Annotated in this window: 19 protein-coding genes; 8 read left to right on the top strand and 11 right to left on the bottom strand. The window is 71.9% G+C overall.

Features of this window, described 5'->3' with window-relative positions; genetic code table 11:
* Positions 1-30: 30 nt before the first annotated feature.
* Complete coding sequence (locus tag C6361_RS22420) at positions 31-2,577, bottom strand: polysaccharide lyase family 8 super-sandwich domain-containing protein (RefSeq protein WP_107268905.1); 2,547 nt, start codon at positions 2,575-2,577, stop codon at positions 31-33.
* Positions 2,578-2,683: 106 nt separating this feature from the next.
* Complete coding sequence (locus C6361_RS22415) at positions 2,684-3,919, bottom strand: beta-ketoacyl synthase (protein ID WP_107258974.1); 1,236 nt, start codon at positions 3,917-3,919, stop codon at positions 2,684-2,686.
* A gap of 69 nt (positions 3,920-3,988) precedes the next feature.
* Here C6361_RS22415 and C6361_RS22410 point away from each other — a divergent pair, with 69 nt between their 5' ends.
* Positions 3,989-4,582 (top strand): TetR/AcrR family transcriptional regulator C-terminal domain-containing protein, encoded by a 594-nt coding sequence (locus C6361_RS22410; RefSeq protein ID WP_107268904.1) that lies wholly within the window; start codon positions 3,989-3,991, stop codon positions 4,580-4,582.
* Here the strand turns inward: C6361_RS22410 and C6361_RS22405 are convergent.
* Complete coding sequence (locus C6361_RS22405) at positions 4,548-5,936, bottom strand: NAD(P)/FAD-dependent oxidoreductase (protein ID WP_107268903.1); 1,389 nt, start codon at positions 5,934-5,936, stop codon at positions 4,548-4,550. The genes C6361_RS22410 and C6361_RS22405 overlap by 35 nt on opposite strands.
* 100 nt (positions 5,937-6,036) lie before the next feature.
* Positions 6,037-7,551, bottom strand: a complete 1,515-nt coding sequence (locus C6361_RS22400) for a family 43 glycosylhydrolase (RefSeq protein WP_107271115.1) — start codon at positions 7,549-7,551, stop codon at positions 6,037-6,039.
* A gap of 390 nt (positions 7,552-7,941) precedes the next feature.
* Here C6361_RS22400 and C6361_RS22395 point away from each other — a divergent pair, with 390 nt between their 5' ends.
* Both C6361_RS22395 and C6361_RS22390 read left to right on the top strand, forming a co-directional pair.
* Positions 7,942-9,447, top strand: coding sequence for a family 43 glycosylhydrolase (locus C6361_RS22395; RefSeq protein ID WP_199853047.1), 1,506 nt, complete (start codon positions 7,942-7,944; stop codon positions 9,445-9,447).
* 29 nt (positions 9,448-9,476) lie between these two features.
* On the top strand, positions 9,477-10,994 hold the full coding sequence (locus C6361_RS22390) for a family 43 glycosylhydrolase (RefSeq protein WP_234358957.1): 1,518 nt from the start codon (positions 9,477-9,479) through the stop codon (positions 10,992-10,994).
* A 93-nt stretch (positions 10,995-11,087) separates the two neighbouring features.
* Here C6361_RS22390 and C6361_RS22385 read toward each other — a convergent pair whose 3' ends face one another.
* Positions 11,088-12,371, bottom strand: coding sequence for an endo-1,4-beta-xylanase (locus C6361_RS22385; RefSeq protein ID WP_107268902.1), 1,284 nt, complete (start codon positions 12,369-12,371; stop codon positions 11,088-11,090).
* Positions 12,372-12,599: 228 nt separating this feature from the next.
* Here C6361_RS22385 and C6361_RS22380 point away from each other — a divergent pair, with 228 nt between their 5' ends.
* Both C6361_RS22380 and C6361_RS22375 read left to right on the top strand, forming a co-directional pair.
* Positions 12,600-12,896 (top strand): hypothetical protein, encoded by a 297-nt coding sequence (locus C6361_RS22380; RefSeq protein WP_107258970.1) that lies wholly within the window; start codon positions 12,600-12,602, stop codon positions 12,894-12,896.
* A 60-nt stretch (positions 12,897-12,956) separates the two neighbouring features.
* Positions 12,957-13,841 carry an ABC transporter substrate-binding protein gene (locus C6361_RS22375; RefSeq protein ID WP_107268901.1) on the top strand — a complete coding sequence of 295 codons (885 nt, stop codon included), beginning with the start codon at positions 12,957-12,959 and terminating at the stop codon, positions 13,839-13,841.
* Positions 13,842-13,859: 18 nt separating this feature from the next.
* On the opposite strand, the gene C6361_RS22370 is transcribed toward C6361_RS22375, so the two are convergent.
* On the bottom strand, positions 13,860-14,627 hold the full coding sequence (locus C6361_RS22370; protein ID WP_107268900.1) for a hypothetical protein: 768 nt from the start codon (positions 14,625-14,627) through the stop codon (positions 13,860-13,862).
* 271 nt (positions 14,628-14,898) lie between these two features.
* Between C6361_RS22370 and C6361_RS22365 the strand changes: the two genes are divergently transcribed.
* From C6361_RS22365 to C6361_RS22355, 3 genes are read left to right on the top strand one after another with little or no spacing between them, the layout of a single operon-like run.
* The gene (locus C6361_RS22365; protein WP_159079427.1) at positions 14,899-15,924 is read left to right on the top strand and encodes a tripartite tricarboxylate transporter substrate binding protein; all 1,026 of its coding nucleotides are present in this window, start codon (positions 14,899-14,901) and stop codon (positions 15,922-15,924) included.
* Positions 15,921-16,442 (top strand): tripartite tricarboxylate transporter TctB family protein, encoded by a 522-nt coding sequence (locus tag C6361_RS22360; RefSeq protein WP_107258966.1) that lies wholly within the window; start codon positions 15,921-15,923, stop codon positions 16,440-16,442. The genes C6361_RS22365 and C6361_RS22360 overlap by 4 nt, the downstream gene beginning before the upstream one ends.
* Positions 16,443-17,999: a tripartite tricarboxylate transporter permease gene (locus C6361_RS22355; protein WP_107268898.1), complete on the top strand. Its 1,557-nt coding sequence runs from the start codon at positions 16,443-16,445 to the stop codon at positions 17,997-17,999.
* A gap of 4 nt (positions 18,000-18,003) precedes the next feature.
* On the opposite strand, the gene C6361_RS22350 is transcribed toward C6361_RS22355, so the two are convergent.
* The 5 genes from C6361_RS22350 to ngcE all read right to left on the bottom strand — a co-directional run bounded on the left by C6361_RS22350 (position 18,004) and on the right by ngcE (position 23,833).
* Positions 18,004-19,041, bottom strand: coding sequence for a polysaccharide lyase family 1 protein (locus C6361_RS22350; protein WP_234358956.1), 1,038 nt, complete (start codon positions 19,039-19,041; stop codon positions 18,004-18,006).
* A gap of 239 nt (positions 19,042-19,280) precedes the next feature.
* Positions 19,281-20,465 carry a carbohydrate-binding protein gene (locus C6361_RS22345; protein ID WP_234358955.1) on the bottom strand — a complete coding sequence of 395 codons (1,185 nt, stop codon included), beginning with the start codon at positions 20,463-20,465 and terminating at the stop codon, positions 19,281-19,283.
* Positions 20,466-20,570: 105 nt separating this feature from the next.
* Positions 20,571-21,467 carry a carbohydrate ABC transporter permease gene (locus C6361_RS22340; protein ID WP_107268896.1) on the bottom strand — a complete coding sequence of 299 codons (897 nt, stop codon included), beginning with the start codon at positions 21,465-21,467 and terminating at the stop codon, positions 20,571-20,573.
* Complete coding sequence (locus C6361_RS22335) at positions 21,464-22,390, bottom strand: sugar ABC transporter permease (RefSeq protein ID WP_331209224.1); 927 nt, start codon at positions 22,388-22,390, stop codon at positions 21,464-21,466. The genes C6361_RS22340 and C6361_RS22335 overlap by 4 nt, the downstream gene beginning before the upstream one ends.
* Before the next feature lie 6 nt (positions 22,391-22,396).
* Positions 22,397-23,833, bottom strand: a complete 1,437-nt coding sequence (gene ngcE / locus C6361_RS22330; RefSeq protein WP_107268895.1) for an N-acetylglucosamine/diacetylchitobiose ABC transporter substrate-binding protein — start codon at positions 23,831-23,833, stop codon at positions 22,397-22,399.
* Positions 23,834-23,843 lie beyond the last annotated feature (10 nt).

The following is a 23,843-nucleotide window of genomic DNA, read 5'->3' as shown; positions in this document are numbered from 1 at the left end:
AAGCCGCGCGTCGGCAGGGTGCGGCTCGGGTCAGCGCAGGGTGACCCGGAGGCTGCGGCCGTACACCTGCCGGGTGACGGCCTCGATCCGGGTGCCGCCGGGGATCCGGCGGACCCGGATCCCGTCGTCGGCCGAGACCACCCGGCACCGCCGGCCGCGCAGCGTCACCGAGACGGTGTCGCGGTCCATCGTCGGGTCGGCGAGCGCGACCGCGACGCCGCCGTCGCGGGCCTGACGCAGCAGCACCGAGGCCGGGCCGTCCACCACCAGCCGGCCGGCGGTGTGTCGGCCGGGCGCGAAGGCGTTCGCGGCGACCAGCCCCAGCCCGGCGTGCCGGACGGCCTGGAACCGGGTGCTGTTGGCCAGCACCGCGACCGGCCCGTTCGGGTACGCCCGCAGCCGCTGCTCCGAGGCGTTCGGCAGCAGGACGTACGCCAGCGAGCCGAGCGGGGCACCGGCGGCCTGCTCGACCGAGACGGAGAAGACCCGCTTCCGCACCATCGTGTCCGGGTTGGCGGTCCGGACCACCCGGCGGCTCCGGGTCACCAGCTCGGAGCCGACCGTCGGGGCCGGCCCGGCCAGGAAGGCGTAGCCGACCGAGGTCTGCGCGGCGGCGTTGGCGTAGCGCAGCCAGGCCAGCGGGGCGGTGCCGGTGCCGGTGAAGCTCCGGCCGTTGCGGAGTCGCCCGGTCACCGTCACCGGGTCGGACTCCTCGGCGATCCGGCTGTCGACCGTCGTGCTGACCGCCCGGCCGGCCAGGTCGCCGACCCCGGCGGCGAGCACCACGATCTCGTCGTCGAAGAGGAACCACGACTTGGTCGCCACCGCGTTCCGGTACGCGACGAAGTCGTCCGGCAGCCGACCGGCCCGCTTGGCGGCGTACGCGGCGTCGTCGGACTGGACCAGCCCGGCCACCCCGTAGGCGTCCAGGGTGGCGCCGCCGGAGAACCCGTTGGTGCCGCGCGGGAAGTAGACGTAGGTGTTCTGCGACTCCGACGACGAGGTGAAGCCGAGCGCCGGGTTGTCGTACCAGGCGGTGCCGTACAACTCGGGGACGGTGTGCCGGTGCTCGACCGGCGCGGTGACCCCGGCCAGCCGGTACGGCGAGACGGTCGTGAAGTAGTCCACCCCGTACGCCTGGGTCTGGTCCTGCCCGGCGAGGTAGAGGTAGTACGCCCCGTCCCCCTGGAACCAGGGCGTCAGGTTCTCGCCGTTCATGTACTCGTACTTGCTGATCCGCTCCGAGCTGCGGGCGAGCGCGAAGGCGTAGCCGGGGCGGCGGTGCACGGTCCGGTCCATCGCGTTGAACGCGACGCTGCGCCGCGGCGGGTTCAGGTCGGCCGCCGGTATCGAGGCGTCGGCCAGGATGTCGGCGTACCGGGCGATGCTGACCGGCGAGACGAAGCTGCTCGGGTTGAGCGTGGCCCGGGAGGTCTGCCGGACGAACTTGACGTAGCCGGCCAGCGCCCGGGCGTCGGCGCCGGTGGCGTGGCCGGAGAGGTCGACGACCGCCTCCAGCACGCCCGCCACGTCGGCGTAGCCGGTGCTGGTCCGGGAGACCGCCCGACCCTTGACGATCTCCATCATCCAGCCCTCGAAGATCAGCGGGGCGAACCCGTCGACCACCCAGCCCCGGACCACGTCGACCAGGTCGGCGCCGGGGACGTAGCCGGTACCTTCGAGGATCTTGATGGTCTGCACCACCCGGGTCAGCAGGTTCCGGCCGTACGAGCCGGTGTAGGCGACCGAGGCGTGCTGGATGAACGACCCGTCGGCGTAGTAGCCGTCGGTGACGCCGTGCACCAGCGCGTACGGGTCGACGGTGGCGAAGACGGTGAGCTGGTCGGCGAGGGCCTTACGGATCCGGGCGTCGTCGCCGAGTACGGCGCCCTGGAGGATCCGGTTCGTCGCGATGTCGGCGAGGTTGGCGCCGGTGTGGAACCGCGAGTCGAGGTCGACGTCGCCGTCCTTGCCGTTGCGCAGGTAGGCGTCCATCGAGGCCACATAGCCGGCGACCAGCTCCGGCCGGTACGCCGCCACGTCGTCGGCGAGCAGCACCAGGATCCGGCTGACGTGGTGGGAGATGCCGATCTCCCAGTTGTGCCAGTTGCCGTAGTAGCCGGTCGACTGGTCGCCGTAGTAGCGCTCGTGCAGCCAGCCGAGCCCGTCGAGCACCCGGCGGCGCAGTGCGAGGTCGCCGTCGAGGGCGCCGCCGGGGACCCGGCTGGCCAGGGCGATCTCGTAGAGGTACTGGAACGACGTGGTCAGGTTGGGGTCGCTGCTGCCCAGCGGTACGCCCCGGAACAGCTCGCCCGGTCCGGCCCCGGCCAGCGCGTCGAGTCGGGCCCGGGCCGTGGCGTCGATCGCCGCGAGTTTGGCCGCGACCTCGGGCCGGGCGTTCGACTCGGCGGTACCGGCGAGGATCGCGACCGTGTTGTCGCGCAGTACGGCGTGCTCGGCGGGGGCGGTGCTCGCCCGGTCCGCCGGGGTCGCGGCGCTGGCCCGCGCCTGTCCGGCCAGCGCCAGCAGGCCGGCGGCGGGGATCGTCGACAGGATGGCGCGGCGGGAGACGGACACGGCGGACGCTCCAAGATCGACCGTAGGTGATTGCCGAATTCAACCAACCACGGTGAAACTTTTCAACCTCCCGTCCCCTCCGACCCGGCGCCGGGCGGGGCCGTCGTCAGGCGGCGGCGAAGAGCAGCGAGACGTTCTGCCCGCCGAACCCGAAGGAGTTGCAGACGGCGGCGTCGAGCCGCTGCTCGCGCGGCCCGTCGGCGGCCACCTCCAACCGGACCTCGGGGTCCTTGCGGTCCAGGTTGAGCGTCGGCGGGATGACGTCGTTGGCGACCGACAGCAGGGTGAGGATCCCCTCCACCGCGCCGGCCGCGCCGACCAGGTGCCCGAGGCTCGACTTCGGCGCGGTGAGCACGACGTCGTCGCCGAGCGCCTGCTGGATCGCGTTCGCCTCGCCGACGTCACCGACCACGGTGGAGGTGGCGTGACAGTTGACGTGCCCGACGTCGCCCGGTCCCAGCCCGGCGTCGGCCACGGCGTTGCGGATCGCCCGGACCTGCCCGGCACCGGTCGGGTCCGGACCGGTGATGTGGTGCGCGTCGGCGGTGATCCCGTAGCCGGCGAGCCGGCCGAGCACCCGGGCACCCCGGCCCGCCGCGAAGTCCGCCCGTTCCAGGATCATCATCCCGGCACCCTCGCCGAGCACGAACCCGTCGCGGTCCACGTCGAACGGTCGGGAGGCCCGCTCCGGCTCGTCGTTGCGCTTGGAGAGGGTACGCGCCTGGGCGAAGCCGGCGATGGTCAGCGGTGCGATGGCGGCCTCGGCACCACCGGCGATCACCACGTCGGCCTCGCCGGAGCGGATCAGCCGGGCGCCGAGCGCGAGGGCCTCGGCACCGGAGGCGCAGGCGGAGACGGTGGTGTAGACGCCGGCCCGGGCGTCGAACTCCAGGCTGACCCAGGCCGCCGGACCGTTCGGCATCAGCATCGGCACGGTGAGCGGGGAGATCCGGGCCGGACCCTTCTGCTCCAGCAGGTCGTCCTGGGCCAGCAGGGTGTTGACGCCGCCGATCCCGGTGCCGACCACCACCGCCAGGCGGAGCGGGTCGACCTCGGGACTGCCGGCGTCGGCCCAGGCCTGCCGGGCGGCGACCAGCGCGGCCTGCTGGCAGCGGTCCATCCGGCGGGCCTGCACCCGGGTCAGCGCCGAGTCCGGCGAGACGGCCATCGGCGCGGCGATCCTGGTCGGCAGGTCGTCGGTGTGCGCGAAGGAGGCCACGAGGTCGTCGATCCGGCGTACCCCGGAGTGCCCGGCGAGCATGCCCTGCCAGAGGGAGTCGACGTCCCCGCCGAGCGGGGTGGTCGCGCCGAGTCCGGTGACGACAACGTCCCGGCCGCTCATGCTGTCTCCTCGTCGTCTTCGCGGTGTGCCGGCTTGTCCTCCGTTAGTTGTATCGCATACAACTATGGCATGTCCACCGAGCCGCCCCGGGCCCGAGGCCGGCGCACCCGGGCGCAGATCCTCGAGCACGCCGCGACACTCTTCGCCGAGCGCGGCTTCGACGCGGTCAGCGTGGCCGAGATCGCCACCGCCGCCTCGGCCCACCCGAACCAGATCACCTACTACTTCGGCTCCAAGGACGGGCTCTTCGTGCACGCCGCGTTCATGCTGCTGCTGCGCGACGCCGAGCGGCTGGAGCCGGTCGGCCGACGCCGGCGTACCCCCGCCGCGTTCCGTACGGCGTTGGCCCGCAGCGCGCTGACCCTGCCCGCGGTGCCGATCGCGGTGCAGGCGATGTCGATCACCCGGCGCCGGCCGGAGCTGCGACCGGTGGCCGAGCAGGGTCTCGCCGTGCTGTTCCGCAGGGCGCAGAGCTATCTCGCCGCGATCCTGGACCGGCACGGCTGGGTGATCGACCGTCCCGCCGACGTCGAGGCGCGGACCTTCTGGAGCACCGTCCTCGGCGCCCGGCTGATCTCGGAGTCCGGTTTCGACGGCCGCGCCGACGACATCGACCTGGCCGGGGTGCTCACCGTCCGGGCGCCGGCCGACCCGGCACCGTGACCGGCGGGGTGCTCAGCGGCGGCCGGGTCGGGCCGCGCAGCACCCGCAGCGCCACCCTCGGGTGCGCCAGCGCGGTCGGCGGCCGGACCAGGTGCTGCACGTCGGTCAGCACCCGCAGCACGTACGGGTCCCGGTCGGCCACGTCGGAGGCCCGGTCCAGATACCAGTACGAGAGCCGGCCACGCCGTCCCGGCCGGACCGCGCCGGCGGCGAACCGCAGGTCGGTACCGGTGGCGATGGTCCAGGCGGTGGCGCTGCACCCGGCCACCGCTGCCTGGGCGGCCCGCCCGAACCGCCGGTGTGCCCGAAGGTGCTCGCCGAGCACCACCGCGGTCTGCGCGGCGACGCTCATCCCCTGCCCGTAGACGGGGTTGAAGGCGCAGGCGGCGTCCCCGACCACCAGGAACCCCTCCGGCCAGCGCGGCATCGTCTCGTAGTGCCGGCGGTGGTTCCCGGTCCGCCGGAACCCGTGGATCGGCCCGTCCGGCTCGGCGTCCCGGATCGCCTCGTAGATCAGCGGACTGCGCAGGTTGCGGGTGAACTCCAGGAAGCCCGTCTCGTCGGTGGGCGGGATCTCGTCGCCGAACCCGCCGACGGTGACCATCCACCGGCCGTTCTCGATCGGATAGAGCACCCCGGCCCGGGAGACCTGCGGCGGTTTCGGCATCAGCATGATGTTCTTCCAGCCGTCGGCGACGCCCGGCGCCAGCCGGTAGCGCCGGCTCGCATAGCCCAGGCCGGCGTCGATCCGGGTCTCCTCCGGCCGGCCGTAACCGAGCGCGGCCAGCCACTGCGGGGTACGCGAGCCGCGCCCGCTCGCGTCGACGACCAGGTCGGCCTCGCAGCGGTGGATCTCGGCGCCGCCGTTGCGGACCCGCAACAGCACCCCGGTGACCGAGGCGCCGTCCGGACCGGGCAGGAGTCCGACCACCTCGCGGGCGGTCTCGAACCGGATCCGCCCGTCGGCGGCGAGCCGCTGCCGGATGGTCCAGTCCAGCAGTTCCCGACTCGCCCCGACCAGGGTGTGGGTGGCCGGGAAACGCTCCCGCCACCCGTTCGGGCTCAGCGACAGCAGGTCGGTCGGCGCGGCGACCGGGACGGCGCCCCGGTCGTACAGCTCGGCCATCAGGCCGGGAAAGAGCCGGTCGAGCGCCCGCTGTCCGGAGGTGACCAGGACGTGCAGGTGACGCGCCTGCGGGATGCCCGTACGCAGCCTCGGTCCGTCCGGAAAGCGGTCCCGGTCGAGTACGGTGACCCGCTCGACGAAGTCGGCGAGGGTGCGCGCGACACAGAGGCCGGCGAAGCTCCCGCCGATGACCACGGCATGGCGGGGCTTGGACAGTGGCGAAGGCATGCCTCCATCCTTACCGACACCGGCGCTCACCAGGCGAAACCGGTTCGGCAACCTGCCGGAGAGTCAGCATCACGACTCTCCGGCGGGTCGGTGCGGCGACCTACTCCAGGTGGAGGGTGGCGGAGGCCTGCTCGGCACTGGAGGTCACCGGCTCGACGTAGAGCAGCCCGGCCCGGTGGCGCAGGTACCGCCCGGCGGCGTTCTGCGCCTCCAGCGAGATGGCGGCGGAGCTGGCCAGGCCGGCCCGGCGCAGGAAGCTGGCGTCGGCGCGGAACTGCGCCGAGCCGTCGTCCCGCTCCACGTAGACCGCGTAGTCGCGGTGCCGCAGGTAGTAGCCGGGGAAGTTCGTCGACTCCAGCGAGACGGTGCCGGAGCCGGCCAGGCCGGTCACGATCCGGAACTGCGAGTCGGCCAGCGGCGTCACGTTCGCCTCGACCCGGCCCCGGTAGTCGTAGTGCCGCAGGTAGCTGCCGGCGAGGTCGTGCGGGCGCAGCCGGACCGGGGTCGCGCCGTCCGGCACCGGGATGCCGAGGTTCGGGGTGCCGTCGGCGTTCCAGTAGAGCTTCTGGATCCGGGTACGCCGGTTGGGGTCGTTCAGCGGGTCACCGTTGATGTCCCGGTAGTTGCGGTCGTGGTAGACCAGGATGTCGCTCTGGCCGTCCTCGGAGACGGTGAACGAGTTGTGCCCGGGCCCGTACTGGCCGGTCGCGGCGTTGCTGGTGAAGACCGGGTTCGGGCTCTTGCTCCACGACGAGGCGGAGAGCAGGTTCGCCGTCGCCGAGGCGGTGAGCATGCCGAGGCAGTAGTTGGCGTCGGTGGCGCTGGCCGAGTAGGTCAGGAAGATCCGACCGTTGCGCTGGATCACCGCCGGCCCCTCGGCCACCCGGTAACCCCGGGTCTCCCAGTCGTACGTCGGCACGGTCAGCCGGGTCACCGTGCCGGTGATCTGCCACGGGTTGGCACCCATCCGGGCCAGGTAGAGGTTGGAGTTGGTCGAGATCCCCGGTTCGGACTGCGCCCAGACCAGATAGCGGACGCCGTTCGCCACGAAGGTCGAGGCGTCCAGCGCGAAGGTGTCCCACGGGGTGCTGATCCGGCCGCGTTCGGTCCACGAGCCGGTCAGCGGGTTGGCGCTGGAGTTCTCCAGCACGTACATCCGGATCCGCCAGACGTCGTCGGTGCGGCCGGCGGCGAAGTAGACGTACCAGCGGTTGTTGATGAAGTGGATCTCGGGCGCCCAGATGTGCGCCCCCATCTCGCCGCTGGTGTGCCGGCGCCAGATCGTCGTCTCGGCGGCGCTGGACAGCCCCTGCAGGGTGGTCGCGCGGCGGAGCACGATCCGGTCGTACTGCGGCACGGTCGCGGTCATGTAGTAGTAGCCGTCGGTGTGCTTGACGATGTGCGGGTCGGCCCGCTGGTTGACCAGCGGGTTGGTGTAGTTCACCGCCGGGGCGGCGCCGGCCGGCACTCCCGGGAGCAGACCGGCCAGCAGCGCCAGCACCGTGGCCAGCGCGCCGATCAGTGGCGTGCCGAGCCGCCGGCCGGGCCGGTGCGCGGTCGCACCGGTCGCGGTGGCAACGGCCGGGAGCGGCCGGGGTGACCTGCTGCGCGGCATCCACATCATGACCAGCGGCCTCTCGTCGATCCCTGCGGGGGTGTCCGGTCGGTTACCTCGGTGTTACGCAGACAGTGTTATCGCTAACATCGATGGCAGTCAAGAATTCTGCGGCCTTGGCGAGGCAAGGATGCGAAACCTTGACATCAAAAGATGTTAGCGCGAACATCATCGATACGTCCGGGCCAGACGACACCGCCGCGCCGTCCGGCTGCGCACCGGCCCTGCGGCGGCGTCCGCCGAAGCACCACCGGCGAGCCACCTCGGAGCGCGCTATCCACAGCGCAGGGCGATCCACCGCTTCGACCACCCTGTCATCCCGCGGGGAACGTCGTCCCACCGCACCCGCGGGCCGGCACCGTCCACTGACGGACCGACGGAAGGAAGACCATGGAAGCTCCCGCTTCCCCACCCTCGACGGCGCCGGGCCGGACCCGGCTGCTGCGCACCGCCACCGTACTCGTGGCCGCCGCCATGCTCGTCGGCGCCGCGATCACCGTACCGGTCCGGTCGGCCTCGGCCGCGACCGTCGACCCGAACGCCTGGTACGTCCTGGTGTCCCGGCACAGCGGCAAGGCCCTCGACGTCTACGACCGGTCCACCGCCGACGGTGGCGCGATCGTGCAGTGGGCCCGCAACGACGGCGCCTGGCAACAGTGGCAGTTCGTCGACTCGGGCTCCGGCTACCACCGGCTCCGCTCCCGGCACAGCGGCAAGGTCCTCGACATCCGGGACTCCTCCACCGCCGACGGCGCGGAGGTGATCCAGTGGGCCGACCAGGGCAGCACCGACCAGCAGTTCCGGCTGGCCGACTCGGACGGCGGGTACGTCCGGCTGATCAACCGGAACAGCAACAAGGCCCTCGACGTCTGGGAGTGGTCCACCGCCGACGGCGGCCGGATCAGCCAGTACGCCGACCAGGGCGGCACCAACCAGCAGTGGCAACTGGTCCGGGTCGACTCGGGCGGCACCCCGAACCCGACCCCCACCGGTAACCCGGGCACGCCACCGGCCGCCTACCCGGCGCCGATGCGGGTGACCGGGGACATCGGGGTGCACGACCCGACCGTGGTGCGCCGGCCCGGCGGCGACTACCTGGTGGCGCACACCGGCAACGACATCTCGCTGAAGACCTCGACCGACCGGGTCGCCTTCCGCAACGCCGGTTCGGCCTTCCCGGGCGGTGCGCCGTGGACCACCAGCTACACCGGGGGCAGCCGTAACCTCTGGGCGCCGGACATCTCCTACCGGAACAACCAGTACTACCTGTACTACTCCGCCTCCACCTTCGGCTCGAACCGGTCGGCGATCTTCCTGGCCACCAGCCCGACCGGCAACTCCGGGAGCTGGACCGACCGGGGCCTGGTGATCGAGTCGCGCACCTCGGACAACTTCAACGCGATCGACCCGAACCTGATCGTGGACGACCAGGGCCGCTGGTGGCTCGCCTTCGGCTCGTTCTGGTCCGGGCTCAAGCTGGTCGCGCTGGATCCGGCCACCGGCAAGCGCTCGGACAGCACGATCCGGGCCATCGCCGGCCGTAACGGCGGCGCGATCGAGGCGCCGACGCTGGTCAAGCGGGGCAGCTACTACTACCTGTACGTCTCCTTCGACCGCTGCTGCCAGGGCGCCTCCAGCACCTACCGGGTGATGGTGGGGCGCTCGACCAGCGTCACCGGACCCTTCGTCGACCGGAACGGCACCGCGCTCACCTCCGGCGGCGGCACCCAGGTGCTCGCCTCGCACGGCGACATCCACGGGCCGGGCCACCAGACGGTGCTCTCCGACAGCGGCGGCGACTTCCTCGTCTACCACTACTACGCCAACAACGGCGCCTCGCTGCTCGGCATCAACCGGATCGGCTACGACTCCGCAGGCTGGCCGTACGTCTACTGACCGTCCCCATCGACCGTAGGGAGCAACCCGTGACACCCCCGCATCCGCGCCGGGTCCACTGGCGGGCCGCGCTCGCCGTCGGCGTCACCGCGCTGGTCACCGGCACCGGCGTACTCGTCGCCGCCGCACCGGCCACGGCGGCCACCGCCGACCCGAACGTCTACTACGTACTCGTCAACCGGAACAGCGGCAAGGCCCTCGACGTCTACAACCTGGCCACCACCGACGGCGCCCCGATCAACCAGTACGCCCGCAACGACGGCAACTGGCAGCAGTGGCGGTTCCTCGACGCCGGTGGCGGCTACTACAGGGTGCAGTCCCGGCACAGCGGCAAGGTGCTGGAGCTGCCGAACTCCGACGACGGCGTGCAGTTGGTGCAGAACGCCGACAGCGGCAACAGCCGGCAGCAGTTCCGGCTCGCCGACTCGGCCGGCGGCTACGTCCGCCTGGTCAACCGGGCCAGCGGCAAGGCGCTGGACGTCTGGGAGTGGTCCACCGCGGACGGCGCGATGGTCTCGCAGTACCAGGACCTGGACGGCGCCAACCAGCAGTGGCAGATGGTCAACGTCGGATCGGTCGGCGGCGGGAACCCGACGCCGGGCACCTTCACCAACCCGATCAAGCGGAACGGGCCGGACCCCTGGCTCCAGTACCACAACGGCTACTACTACCTCGCCACCACCACCTGGAACTCGACGATCACGATGCGCCGGTCCGCCACCCTCGGCGGGCTGGCCAGCGCGGCCGACCAGGTGGTCTTCAACCTCTCCGGTCGGCCGAACGGCTGCTGCAACATGTGGGCGCCGGAGTTCCACCTGATCAACGGGCCGAACGGCAACCGCTGGTACCTGTACTACGTGGCCGGGCAGAACGTCAGCGACTTCAACCCGACCCAGCGGCTGCACGTACTGGAGAGCGCCGGCACCGACCCGATGGGGCCGTACACCTTCAAGGCCGACCTGGGCGGTGACTGGCAGCTCGACGCCAGCGTGCTGCGGGTGAACAACAGCCTTTACCTGCTCGGCACCTACAACGCCGGCGGCAGCTACGGGCAGAGCCTCTTCATCACCCCGCTGAGCAACCCGTGGACGATCAGCGGGTCACGGGTCCGGCTCACCTCGCCGACGCTGAACTGGGAGCGGCAGACCCACCCGGTGACGGAGGGTCCCGAGCCGCTCTACCGGAACGGCCGGACGATGATCGTCTATTCCGCCAGCGCCTGCTGGGGACCGGACTACAAGCTCGGCCTGCTCACCCTGACCGGCAGCAACCCGCTCAGCGCGTCCTCCTGGACCAAGAGCCCGAACCCGGTCTTCCAGCGCAGCGACGCCAACGGCGTCTTCGCGCCCGGCCACAACGGCTTCTTCAAGTCACCGGACGGGACCGAGGACTGGATCGTCTACCACGGCAACGACTCGGCCAGCGGCGGCTGCGACATGAACCGCTCGACCCGGGCCCAGAAGTTCACCTGGAACAGCGACGGCACCCCGAACTTCGGCACCCCGGTACGGCTCGGCGTGCCGCTCACCGCACCATCGGGCGAGTAGCCGGGCGGGTCCGCCCGGGGGACCGATCCTCGCCGGTTCCCCGGGCGGGTCTCGCCGCCGGCCCGGCCGGTCAGCCGGGCTCGACGAGAGGAGTCAGAGCGCCACCTCGACCGATGTCGCCCCCGGCTCGTCGAGCCGGAAGGTCGCCGTACGCCCGCCGGCCGACACCTCGTACTCGCCGAGGAAGCCGGTGAAGCCGACCCGGCCCTGCTCGTCGGTGCCGAGTCGGGTCGGCGCGAGCCACCACTCGTCGCGGACCAGTGCGCGCAGCGCCTCGTAGGAGGGCTTCGGCGTACCGTCGGCCCGGACGAAGCCGCCGGGCGCGCCGAGCCAGCCGCCGTCGACCATTCCCCAGTAGGTGCTGGCCCGCACCGACGGGTGCGACAGCAGCGTCCTGTAGTGCCGGACGATCTCGTCGGCCTGCCGCTCCTCCCCCTCCGGCGTACTGGGCCAGTCGGCGATCTGGTAGTCGTTCAGATCGACGATCTCGGCCGGCATCAGGTGCCCGGAGAGCAGGGTCGTCTCGGTGAAGTGGATCGGCAGGCCGTACCGGGCGAACCGGTCGATGATGCCGAGCGTCTTCTCCTCGCCCCAGTAGCCCTGGTGCATGTGGCTCTGCAACCCGAGCGCGTCGATCCGGATCCCCGCCTCCAGCACCCCCTCGATCAGGCACTCGTAGGCGGCGGACATGTCGAAGTCGTTGAGCAGCAGGGTGGCGCCCGGATTCGCCTCGCGGGCCGCGTCGAAGACCATCCGGACCAGCGGGATCCGCCCCAGCTCCCGGCAGATCCGGGTGAGGCCGTTGTCGTACTTGTCGAAGATGGGCATGATCACCACCTCGTTGATCACGTCCCAGCTGTCGATCAGGCCGGCGAAGTCGGTCACCTCCCGGCGGATCCGCTCCAGCTGCACCCGGGTGATCTCCGGATTGGTCAGCTCGGTCAGCCACTCCGCGCTCACCGTGTGCCAGGCCAGCGGGTGCCCCTTGACCAGGCAGCCCCGCTCGGTGAACCAGCGCGCCGTCGCCTGGAGGCGCCGGGTGTCCGGCCGGCCGCGCTCCGGCTCGAAGCGTCCCCAGTAGAACGGCAGGGTGGCGAAGTTGAACAGGTCGAGCCAGAGTTCGGCCAGCCGCTCGACCCCGGAGGCGTCGGCCTCGCCCAGCGAGCCGGTGCCGCCGCCCGGTCCGGCCCCGGCGGTCGCGGTCAGCTCGCCGTTGGCCAGCGGGATGAACTCGAATCCGGTGCAGCCGAACAGGAACGCGTGGTCGCGCTGCGCCACTACCACCTCCTGGTCGACCAGCGGGCTGCCGTCGCTGGTCGTCACCGTCAGGGTGGCGGTGGCGGTGCGGTACTGCCGGATCAGGGAGTCGGACGACATCCAGCATCCTCCATCGGTGGGGTGACGGCGCGGATGGCTCACCGTACGCCCCGGCACCCGTCGAGCCGTCGCGCTCACCGTCGTCGTGCCGGCCTGGGCGCCGAACGGCAGCCGGATCGCGCCCAGCGATTCGACGTTCCGGAAAGCAAGTGCAAATGCACGTGCATCTGCACTTGCGAGTAGCCCGGCCGGTCGGCAGAATTGCCTGATGTCGATGGAGGGATCCCGTTGACCGGGACGCGGACGCGGCAGCCGACCGGGCCGGCCAGGCAGGACGGGCCTCCGGCGTCGGTAGCCGTCGTCCTGCTCGGGGTCGAGGCGCTGCTGATCGTCCTCTCGGTCTGCGCCGCCGTGCTGGAGCAGACCGCCCTGGCCGTGATGGCCGGCACCGCCGCCGTCACGCTGGCCGGGGAGATCGTGCGCCGCTACCTCACCCCCGGGCCGGAGCGGCACTCCGGCGGGGCCGGCACTGACCCGGGTGGGGAGTCCGGGGTACCGGCACCGCCGCCCGGCACCGACGGCTGAGCCCGGTCGTCCACCGACCGGCCCTGATCGGGGTACGCCGGAGGCGGGCACTATGGAGCCATGCGCCTGGTCTCCCTGCTCCCCTCCGCGACCGAGATCGTCTACGCCCTCGGTCTCGGCGACGACCTCGTCGGCGTGACCTTCGAGTGCGACGAGCCGCCGTCGGCCCGGACCGACAAGACGGTCGTGGTCGGTGGCCGGGACACCCGGGGGATGACGCCGGCCCAGATCGACGACTACGTGAAGGGCCAGATGTCGGCCGGCGCCGACCTCTACACCCTGCACGCCGACGCGCTCGCCGGGCTGGACCCGGAACTCATCCTCACCCAGGACCTCTGCCGGGTCTGCGCCCTCCCCTCCGGGCACGTCGAGGACGCCCTCGACCATCTCGGCTGCCGGGCCGACGTGCTGTCGCTGGACCCGTACACCCTGGAGGAGGTCTTCGGGACGATCCTGGCGGTGGGCGAGCGGACCGGCGTACCCGATCGGGCCGAGGCCCTGGTCGGCGCGTTGCGGGACCGGCTCGCGGCGGTGGCCTCGGCGGTCCGGGGTCGGCGGCGGCCCCGGGTCGCGGTGGTGGAGTGGGTCGAGCCACCCTTCACGGCCGGACACTGGGTGCCCGATCTGGTACGCGCGGCCGGCGGCGAGCCGGTGGCCGCCCGGCCCGGGGCGCGGTCCGTGGAGACGACCTGGCGGGAGTTCGCCGACGCGGCGCCGGAGATCGTGCTCGTCACACCGTGCGGCTTCCACCTGGAGGGCGCGGCCCGGCAGGCCGAGGTCGTCGCCGGCCGGCTGCCGGGGGTCGCGGTCTGGGCGGTCGACGCGGACGGCCTGGTCGTCCGCCCCGGCCCGCGCCTGGTGGACGGGGTCGAGGCGATCGCCGCGATCCTGCACCCGGGGGCCGTGCCCGAGCCGCCCGACGGAGCCGTCGCCCGGATCGCCTGACCGCCGCCCGACCGGCGGTCAGGGCCGCGCCGCGACCACCCGGCCGAGCAGGTCGTCGAGTTCGGTGAGGATCCGCCAGGTGGACTCGGCGTGCCCGTCGGTCTCGGCGGTCTCCAGCACGGCCCCGAGCGCGGCGGTGACCGCCCGACGCAGGTCGGCGCCGGCGAGCCAGGCGCTCACCTGGGCGGCCTGGCTCCCCCGCTCCGCCCAGAAGGCGTTGCCGAGCCGCCAGGTGGTGCCGGCGGGGCGGCAGTGGTGTGCGAGCAGGTCGAACAGGGCTGCCGCGGCCGTCGGCCGGGCGAGCTGCCGCGCCCACTCCGCCAGATAGGGCGTGAGGTCGTCCTCGACGTTGCCGACCGCGCAGAGCACGGTGTCGACGTCGTGCACCGCCGCCGGGTCGTCGGCCAACACCTCGGCCCAGAGCGCCGCGAGCAGCTCCCGGACGGCGTGGCGTTCCCCGGCCGGCCAGCTCCGCCAGCCCGCGTGACGCAGCCGGCCGAGCAGCGGCTCCAGGTCCGGCCAGAGGAAACCCTCGGTGCAGCCGATCTCCAGCATCCGGGGCAGGAAGTAGCGGTAGTCGGCGACGCCGCCGACGGTGAAGAGTACGACCGCGGCGTAGTCGCCCAGGTCGTCGGCGGTCAGCTCGGCCAAGGGTACGGGGGCGAGCAGTTTCCGCTCGTCGTCAGGGGTGAAGCAGCACGGACAGGAGTCGATGGCGCTCGGCCGGGGAACTCCGCCGAACACCACGTGGAGCCGGTCGATCGCCTCGGCCAGAGCGGTACCCACCGGGCAACCGTAGGCCGCCGAACCGACCCGGGCAGCCGGATATCCGAACCCGGTTCGCGGACTCGCACCGCCGGCCGTACGCCGCCCGGCCCGGCCCGCGCGGCAGCTCCGTACCCTCCGTACGTCCTGGGAGGATTCGCAGGGCTGCTGGCGCTTCCGTCCCCTTCGTACTGCTGCCACCGGTTTGATTGACAGTCCCTAGATCGGCAGGTATCAAGGTGACACTCTTCGAAGTCCAAGATCTCCAACCTGAGCCACCAGGGAGGGACCAGTGACCGAATCGAATCTGCGGCACCCGATGGACCGGCGTGCCGTGCTGCGCCTCGGCGCGGGGCTCGGCGCGGGAGCCTTCCTCGCCGGTTGCAGCGTGCAGACCGGCGGCGGCGGCGACGGAGACGGCTCGGGATATCCGGAACGCTCGGTCGAGCTGGTCGTGCCGTTCGCGCCGGGCGGCAGCACGGACCTGATCGCCCGGACCCTCGGCAAGGCGATCGAGAAGCCGCTCGGCCAGTCGATGGTGATCGTCAACCGGGACGGCGCGGCCGCCGCCGTCGGCACCAGGGAGGTGGCCTCGGCCGAGGGCGACGGCTACAAGATCGGCTTCCCGCCCAGTTCGCTCTTCACCCTCACCCCGCAACTGGGCAAGGGTGCCGCCACCGTCTCCCTCGACGAGCTGCGGGTGGTGATCGGGCTGACCGTGGAGAACATCGTGCTCGTCGCGCACCGGGACTCCCCGTTCAAGACCATCGACGACGTCATCGCGCTCAAGGGCAGCGGCCGGCGGATCACGTACGGGCACTCCGGGGTGGGCACCGGGGCGTACTTCGCGCAGACCGCGTTCTACAAGCTCGCCGGGATCAACGCCACCGACGTGCCGTTCGGCGGCGGCGGTCCGGCCGTCACGGCGGTGCTCGGCAGGCAGGTCGACATCGGCGCCTCCCAACCGGCGGAGTCGATGCGGCTGGTGCAGTCCGGCGAGCTGCGCTGGCTCGGGGTCTTCAGCCAGCAGCGCAGCCCCTCGCTGCCGGACCTGCCGACCGCCGTGGAGAAGGGCTTCGACCTGACCGTCGACCAGGCCCGGTTCATCGCCGGACCGAAGTCGATGCCGGACGAGGCGGTGACCGCGCTCCAGGAGGCGTTCCGGGAGGCGGTCAAGGCACCGGAGTACGACGACTTCCTGAAGAAGAACTACATCGACCGGTTCGAGGTCGACGGTACCGAGGTGGCGAACAAGATCAAGGGTGACTTCGACCGGTACAGGGCGCTGATCGACCGGTTCGGGCTGGGGCCGAAGTGAACCCGTCCGGCCTCGACGAGGCGGCCACCCCGGCCGGGGAGGGGGAGCCCGGCGGCCTGCCCTCCGACGACATCCCGCCGGCCGGCCGGACCGGGCAGCTCGTCGCCGGCGTGGTACCGGTCGCGCTCGGCCTGGCCGGACTCGCGTACTCGGTCTCGCTCTCCCTCGGTACGCCCGCCGAGGCCGGGCCCGGGCTCTGGCCGGCACTGGCCAGCCTGCTCCTGCTCGGCGCCGGCCTCTGGTCGCTGCTCTTCGAGCGGAAGGCGGCGGCGGTCGAACGGTTCAGCCGGGGCGGGATCGGGATCGCCCTCGGCGTGGTCAGCCTGCTCGTCTTCGTACTGCTGATCAGCCGGATCGGTTTCGAGATCCCCACCCTGCTGGTGCTGGCCTTCTGGCTCAGGGTGCTGGGCCGGGAGTCCTGGCTCGCCACCGCCGTGGTCAGCGTCGCCACCACGGCCGCGCTCTACCTGCTCTTCATCACCCTGCTGGACGTGAAGCTCCCGAGATTGGCCTTCTGAGTGGACTTCCTCGACCCCGTCCTGGCCGGTTTCGGGGTGGTCTTCACGCCGGTGAACCTGCTCTACGTGCTGGCCGGCGTGGTGATCGGCATGGTCATCGGGGTACTCCCCGGCCTCGGCCCGGTCGCGACGATCGCCCTGCTGCTGCCGATCACCTACGAGATCCCGGCCGAGTCGGCGATCATCATGCTCGCCGGCATCTACTACGGCGCCATGTACGGCGGCACGATCACCTCGGTACTGCTGCGGCTGCCCGGCGAGGCGGCCACGGTCATCACCACCATCGACGGCTACCAGATGGCCCGGCAGGGGCGGGCCGGCTCGGCCCTGGGGATCGCCGCGATCGGGTCGTTCATCGGCGGCACGGTCAGCATCGTCGGGCTGACCCTGGTCGCACCGGTACTGGCCAGGTTCTCGCTCGGCTTCGGGCCGCCGGAGAACGCCGTACTGGCCGCGATGGGGATCCTGCTGGTCGCCAGCCTCGGTACGGTCTCGACCGCGAAGAGCCTGGTCGCGGCGGGACTCGGCCTGCTGCTCGCCGCCGCCGGGCCGGATCCGCTCTTCGCCTCGCCCCGGTTCACCTTCGGCAACATCAACCTGGCCGACGGCGTCGACTTCGTCGCCCTCGCGATGGGGCTGTTCGGGCTCGGCGAGATCCTCTACCTGCTCGAACACCGGGCCCGGAACCGGCTGCCGAAGCCCCGGATCAGCAACGCCTGGCCGTCCCGGGAGGACTGGCGGCAGTCCCGGGGTGCGGTGGGGCGCGGCTCGGTGGTCGGGTTCTTCATCGGACTGCTGCCCGGTGGCGGCGGGGTGCTGTCGTCGATGGCCGCGTACGCCCTGGAGAAGCGGCGGAGCAGGACGCCGGAGCGGTTCGGTCGGGGCGCCATCGAGGGGGTGGCGGCGCCGGAGACCGCGAACAACGCGGCGGCGACCTCGTCGTTCATCCCGCTGCTGACCCTGGGCATCCCGACCAACCCGGTGATGGCGCTGATCTTCGGCGCGCTGCTGCTCCAGGGCATCCCGCCCGGTCCCCGCCTGATCAACGAGAACCCCGAGGTCTTCTGGGGCGTCGTCGACTCGATGTACGTCGGCAACATCTTCCTGCTGATCCTGAGTGTCCCGCTGGTCGGCGTCTTCGTCCGGCTGGTCTCGGTCCGGGACAGCATCCTCGCGCCGGTCGTGGTGACCGTGACGATGCTCGGCGTCTACACCGTCAACAACAGCACCTTCGACATGCTGCTGGTGATCCTCTTCGGTGTCGTCGGGTACCTGATGAAGAAGACCGGCTTCGAGCCCGGCCCACTGGTCCTGGCGTTCGTGCTCGGCAGCGTGCTGGAGACGGCGTTCCGGCAGTCGATGCGGATCTTCGACGGCGACCCGAGCGGGTTCGTGACCCGGCCGATCTCCGGCACCCTCTTCGTGGTCACCGTGCTGGCCCTGCTCGTGCCGGTCGGCGTACGCCTGCTCCGGCGGCGCCGGGCGGCCGCACCGGCGGTACCCGGTCAGCGGGAGGGTGCGGCCGCTGACCGGGAGGCCGACGAGGAGCTGCGGTGACGGGCTACGGGACGATGTCCGCGCCGCTGACCCCGGCACCCGCGGACGGCGGGCTGCTGCTGGCCGACCCGGCCGAGTAGCCGTACGGCGGTGGCCCGACGCTGCCGTCGGCCCGCAGCCAGTCGTCCTTGGTCTTGCCGCTGTCGTTCGCCCGGGTGATGGTGGCGATGTCGTAGAAGTTGCTGTTGGTCCAGGTCAGCCGGGCGTTGCCGAAGTCCTGGGTGATGGTCTTGGCACCCCGGACGTAGTTGCTCTCGGCGTAGATCCGGCCCTCGACCCCGAGCCCGATGAAGTAGTCGTCGACGCTGACGTAGTTGGCGTAGACGTGGGCGTAGCCGAACCGCACCCGGGGGTGGCGGGTGTTCGACCCGTCGAACCAGTTGTGGTGGTACGTCACGCGCAGGTAGCCGGTGTCCTGGGCGGCGTTGTTGTCGCTGTGCCCGAGCAGCATCGACTTGTCGGTGCCGGCGAACCGGTTGTAGGAGACCGTCGCCAGATCCGAGCCGCGCTTGATGTCCACCGAGCCGTCGGAGGCCGGGTAGAAGGTGTTGTGGTCGATCCAGACGTGGTGCGAGTAGCACTGCACGTTGATCGAGTCGTCCGGCGAGTTCCGGAACGACAGGTTGCGGATGATGACGTTCTGCACGTGGGTGAAGCGGTCCCGCTCGGCGGGGTCGCAGGTGTCGCCGCCCCAGTCCACCTCCGCCGGCCCCCAGCCGTTGACGTCCAGGCCGAAGCCGCTGATCGTCGCGGACGACCCGACGCCGATGATGGTCTTGTTGGAGCCGACGTCCAGCATGTCGTCGCCGTTGCCGGTGATGGTGCCGGAGACCCGGACGATCCTCGGCAGGTCGTCGGCGACGGCCGCCGCCAACTGGGCGTAGTTGCCGACCGTCACCGTCGGGCCGCCGGTCCCGCCGTTGGTGCCGGTCCGGCCGTACCCGGAAAGGGTGGCGAAGCCGACCAGGCCCTCGGCGGAGACTGCGGCGGCGCTGGCAGGAGCCGCGGAGACGACCGCGGCGGCGGCCAGCAGCGTGACCACGCCGCCGACCATTGACCGGCCGAGCCGGGCTTTCGGGCGGGCTGAAGCACGGACACCCATGGGTGCCTCCCTGTGCGGTTGCGGGATTGGGTGGACGAGGAGCAGGAAAGCGCTTTCCTGAAACAGGATGGTAATGACCCGATTCAGCTTCGTCAATGTCTCGCCCACCCCGGCTCTCCCGCCCCGACGAAGCCGGCTCTCCCGCCCGCGAAATCGGAGGCGGGAGAGCCGGCGCTCGTTCAGCAGCGGCCGAGGTCACGCCACTGCGCGGTCAGGCCCGGCTCGGAGCCCTGGGTCCACCAGTTCGCCTGCCAGAGCCGGCCGTTGTGCCGCACCCGGGCACCCTCCAGATAGACGGTCCCCCAGTCCCAGGCGGGGGCGCCGGCGCAGTTGGCCGGCGGCGGTGTGGTGGTCGGCGGGGTCGTCGGCGGCCGGGTGGTGGGCGGCGTCGTCGGCGGCCGGGTGGTCGGGGGCGTCGTCGGGCAGGCACCGCCGCTGCCCACGGTGTCGACGTGGCCGGTGCCGGCCGACCGGTACGCGGCCACCCGGTTCTTCGCCTCGGCGGTGCTGATCACCTCGCGGTCGGCGTAGTAGAGGTAGTCGACCTGCTGGATGTAGTTGGCCAGCCCGGTGCCGGTCCGCCCGGTCAGGTCGATGAACCAGAGGTTGAAGTTGATCGACATCGGGGTTTCCGGGTAGTACCGGTCGCCGTGGTCGGCCACCTGCTGACCGTCCACGTAGTACTTGACCCGGCCGTCGGAGACGGTGAAGACCAGGTCGTGCCAGCCGGCGAAGCTGCTCCGCTGCGCGGTGTGGGTGTTGTCGGCCTGCCACGGCTCGTTCTGGTACGTCTCCCAGGTCGTCTGGTAGAAGATCGGCCCCTGCTCGCCCCACCCGCCGTTCGGCAGGTACTCGAAGTCGATCTCGCCGTAGTTGGGGTCGAGCGGCCGGTCCAGCGGGGTGATGGTGAAGAAGGTCTCCACCAGGTGGTCACCGTCCGGCCCGGACTGCGGCGCGTCGGTGAAGCGCACCCGGCTGGCGTAGGTGCCCTCGAAGAACTTCCGCTGGTGGAAGAACTCGGCGTGACTGGTGCCGCCGGCCGTGCCGTCGGTGCGGGCGGTCAACTGGAGCACCTTCTGCCCGCCGTCGGTGGGGAAGCTGACGTTCGACGCCGGCCAGGAGGCACCGGGCACGCCCGGGCCGCCGGAGTTGGTCCGCACCGTCCAGCCCCGGGCGGCGATGGCGGGATCGGACGGCGACGAGTAGCCGAAGTCGTCGAAGAGGACGCCGCAGGCGGCTGCGGCGGCGGGGGCGGTGGCCGGTTGGGCACCGGCGGTGGTCGCGGTGATGCCGGCGAGAGTGCCGGCGGCCAGCAGGGCCGCCGTACCGGCGGCGAGGCTTCGCGCGCTGGGTCTGGCTGACACGGGGGTTTCTCCTCCCGGTGGGGGTGACAAGGGGGTTGCCGCGCGCCGGCCGACGGTGGCCGGCACCCGGATGGTGACCCAGGAGAGGTGCGGTGCTACGGGGGTCTAGCGGACCGCACCGGCGGTCAGGCCGGTCCGGATCTGGCGTTGGAAGAGCACGTACGCGGCCAGCACCGGCAACATCGCGATGGTGAGGCCGGCGAAGAGGCCGCTCCAGTCACTGCGGTAGCCCTGGCTCACCGAGAGCGCGGCCAGCCCCTGGGCCAGCACGTACCGCTCGGGGTCGGGGTTGAGCACCAGCGGCAGCAGGTACTGGTTCCACAGGCCGAGGAAGTTGAAGATCGCGATGCTGACCAGCCCCGGCCGGGCCAGCGGCAGCATCACCCGGAAGAGCACGCCCCAGTGCGAACAGCCGTCCAGGAACGCCGCCTCGGCCAGCGCCGTGGGGAGCGACCGGAAGAAGCCGTGCAGGAAGAAGACGGTGAACGGCAGGGCGTACGCGGTGTAGACCAGGATCAGCCCGGGATAGGTGCCGAGCAGCCCGAGTTGGCGTACCACGAAGAAGAGCGGCACCAGGGCGAGGAAGACCGGGAAGAGCAGCCCGGCGACGAAGAGGTGGTAGAGCAGCCGGTTGCCCGGGAACGAATACCGGGCCAGGGCGTACGCGACCAGCGCGCCGAGCAGCATGGTCAGCACCAGTGCGATGCCCACCACGATCGCGCTGTTCAGGAAGTAGCGACCGATCGACGCCTCGCCCCAGGCCCGGGCCCAGTTGTCGAACCGGGGTGTCGCCGGCACCGTCCACGGGCTGGTCAGGATCTCCCGGTCGGTCTTGAGCGAGCTGAGTACCGCCCAGAGCAGCGGCACGGTGACCAGCGCGGCCCAGCCGACCAGGAAGAGGTGCGCCGCCGCGTCGCCGAACCGCCCGGTGCGGCGGGCCGGGGTACGGGCCGGGACGGCGGCCGGCTGCCGGCGGGCGGGACGGTCGACCAGGGTCGTCATGAGAGTTCCACCCGCTCCCGGCGGCCGGCCCGCAGCGCCACGACGGCGAGCGCGAGGGTGAGGAAGAAGAGTGCCACTCCCATGGCGGCGGCGTAGCCGAACCGGCCGTAGGTGAAGGCGTTGCGGTAGAGGCCGAGCCCGATGACCTCGGTCGACCCGTCCGGCCCGCCGGGCCCGACCGTCATCACCTGGACGACCGCGAAGCCGTCCAGCGCGAGTACCCCGAGGTAGACGAAGGCGACCTGCACGTTCTCGCGTACCAGCGGCAGCACCACCCGGCGGAGTACGGCGAGCCGGCCGGCGCCGTCCAGCACCGCCGCCTCCAACACGTCGCGCGGGACCGACTCCATCGCGGCGGAGAAGAGCACCATGTAGAAGCCGACCGACGACCAGACGAGTACTCCGGCGACGGCCCAGAGCGCCAGGTGCGGGTCACCGAGCCAGGTCCGGGCCAGGAAGTCCAGCCCGACGGCCCGGAGTGCGCCGTTGAGCACGCCCTCGTTCGGGTGGTAGACGAACTGCCAGAGCACCGCGATGATCGGCAGCGAGAGCAGTTGCGGGAAGAAGTAGGCGACCTTGTAGAACTCGCCGCCCCGGACCCCGCCGACCATCGTGCTCCCCCGCCGGCCGCCGAAGTTGACCAGCGCGGCGAGCAGCAGCCCGAGCCCGATGGTGACCGCCGGGACGACGAGCAGCAGCAGCCCGTTGTTGCGCAGCGCCGCCAGGAAGAGCGGATCGTCGACGAGCCGCCGGAAGTTCTCCAGCCCGACGATCTCCACCTGCCCGGAGACGCCGGTCCAGTCGGTCAACGCCAGATAGAACGCCTGCGCGTACGGGGAGAGCACGAAGACCGCGTAGAGCAGCAGTCCGGGCAGGATCGCCCCGGCGAGGAAGCGGTACTTGCCGTGCCGCAGGGCCGCCATCGAGGGCTACCGGGTGTACTTGGTGACGGCGGAGTCGGCGGCGATCGCGTCGGCGGCCTTCTGGATCCGGTCGGCCCACTGTGCCGGGGTGATCCGGCGGGTGGCGAGTTCACCGGTGGCGTCGTCGACCGCCTTGGCCAGTGGGGCGTACCAGGTGCGGAACCGGTAGCTGACGGTGTTCGCCCCGGCCGCCTGCACGGCGGCGCGGACCGAGCCGAGCCCGGTGCTGAGGGTCAGCCCGTCGGTGGCTCCGGCGACGCTGGGCAGGGTGCTGTTCAACTCGGCGAACCGCCGCGCGCTGCCGGAGGAGAAGAGCACCCGGAGGAACTCCAGCCCGCCGCGCGGGTTCTTCGCCCGGGCCGGGACCAGGAACGATTCGCTGCTGGCGGCCTGGACCGTCCCGTACGGCAGCTTGTCGGCGGCGCCGAGCGACGGGACCGCGCCCATCACCATGTCGAAGCCGGCCGGGGTGACACCCTTCTGCTCGGCCTCCAGCCAGGAGCCGCACGGGATGATGGCGGCCTTCCCCTGCGACCAGGCGGCCTGGGCCTCGGTGTGCGACAGCGCCTCCGAACCGGGCAGCAGGTAGCCCCGGCCGGCGAGTTCGGCGATCGCGGTCGCCGCGTCCAGCAACGGCTGCTGTTTCCAGGCGCCCGGCTGGAGGTTGTCGACCGCCTTCACCAGCTCCGGTCCGCCGGCCTTGGCCGCCATCGCCAGCAACGGGTCGTTCAGGTACTCCGGGTACTTGCCCTGGTAGGTCCAGGGTGCGATGCCGGCCTTCTTGATCTCGGCGCAGAGCGCCAGCATCGCGTCCCAGCTCGTCGGGTACGCCCAGCCGTGCCGGTCGAAGAGCGGCTTGGAATACCAGAGTCCCCAGACGGTGTAGGTGAAGTTGAGCGTGTAGACCCTGCCGTCGAGCGTGCCGTCGGCCACCACCCCGGGCAGCAGGGTGTCCCGGACCTTCGTGCCGGGGTCGTCCAGCGAGGGCGCGTCGAGCAGTTCGGTGAGGTCGGTCAGCTTGCCGGCGCCGACCAGGGTGGCCAGGTCGAGCCGGCCGGCGCCGGTGTTGTCGACCACGTCCGGCGGGGTGTCGGCGACGAACCGGGGTTGCAGCGCCTCGCCGACCTTCTGGATCGCCTTGTGCTCGACGGTCGCGCCGGGGAACCGTCCCTTGTAGATGTTCTCGGCGTTGACCGCGTACTCGTCGCCGTAGCCGCCGTCGAAGATGACCACCTCCAGCGGGGTCGAGGCGGGCACCCCGAGCGGGTTCTCGGCGCTGGTCTCACCCTTGGCGGCGGCTGGCTGGCCGTCGTCACCGCCGCTGGTGACGCAGCCGGCCAGCGCCGGGGCGGCCAGCCCGACGGCGGCGGCCCGCAGCAGGGCGCGTCGTCTCGGGCCGGTGGTCGGTGCCGGCCCGGAGCGGGCCGGACGGAAAGACTTCATGGCGCCTCGC

The sequence above is a fragment of the Plantactinospora sp. BC1 genome, assembly GCF_003030345.1.
Taxonomy (GTDB): domain Bacteria; phylum Actinomycetota; class Actinomycetes; order Mycobacteriales; family Micromonosporaceae; genus Plantactinospora.
Note: the sequence above shows the minus strand (reverse complement) of the source record. Positions and strands in the feature narration are given on the sequence as shown.

Coding starts and splice junctions, on each gene's coding strand:
- C6361_RS22415 (WP_107258974.1), bottom strand. CDS start 3,919: ATGAGCGGCCGGGACGTTGTCGTCACCGGACTCGGCGCGACCACCCCG.
- C6361_RS22400 (WP_107271115.1), bottom strand. CDS start 7,551: ATGCCGCGCAGCAGGTCACCCCGGCCGCTCCCGGCCGTTGCCACCGCG.
- ngcE (WP_107268895.1), bottom strand. CDS start 23,833: ATGAAGTCTTTCCGTCCGGCCCGCTCCGGGCCGGCACCGACCACCGGC.
- C6361_RS22385 (WP_107268902.1), bottom strand. CDS start 12,371: ATGTCGTCCGACTCCCTGATCCGGCAGTACCGCACCGCCACCGCCACC.
- C6361_RS22335 (WP_331209224.1), bottom strand. CDS start 22,390: ATGGCGGCCCTGCGGCACGGCAAGTACCGCTTCCTCGCCGGGGCGATC.
- C6361_RS22340 (WP_107268896.1), bottom strand. CDS start 21,467: ATGACGACCCTGGTCGACCGTCCCGCCCGCCGGCAGCCGGCCGCCGTC.
- C6361_RS22410 (WP_107268904.1), top strand. CDS start 3,989: ATGTCCACCGAGCCGCCCCGGGCCCGAGGCCGGCGCACCCGGGCGCAG.
- C6361_RS22405 (WP_107268903.1), bottom strand. CDS start 5,936: ATGCCTTCGCCACTGTCCAAGCCCCGCCATGCCGTGGTCATCGGCGGG.
- C6361_RS22395 (WP_199853047.1), top strand. CDS start 7,942: ATGGAAGCTCCCGCTTCCCCACCCTCGACGGCGCCGGGCCGGACCCGG.
- C6361_RS22375 (WP_107268901.1), top strand. CDS start 12,957: ATGCGCCTGGTCTCCCTGCTCCCCTCCGCGACCGAGATCGTCTACGCC.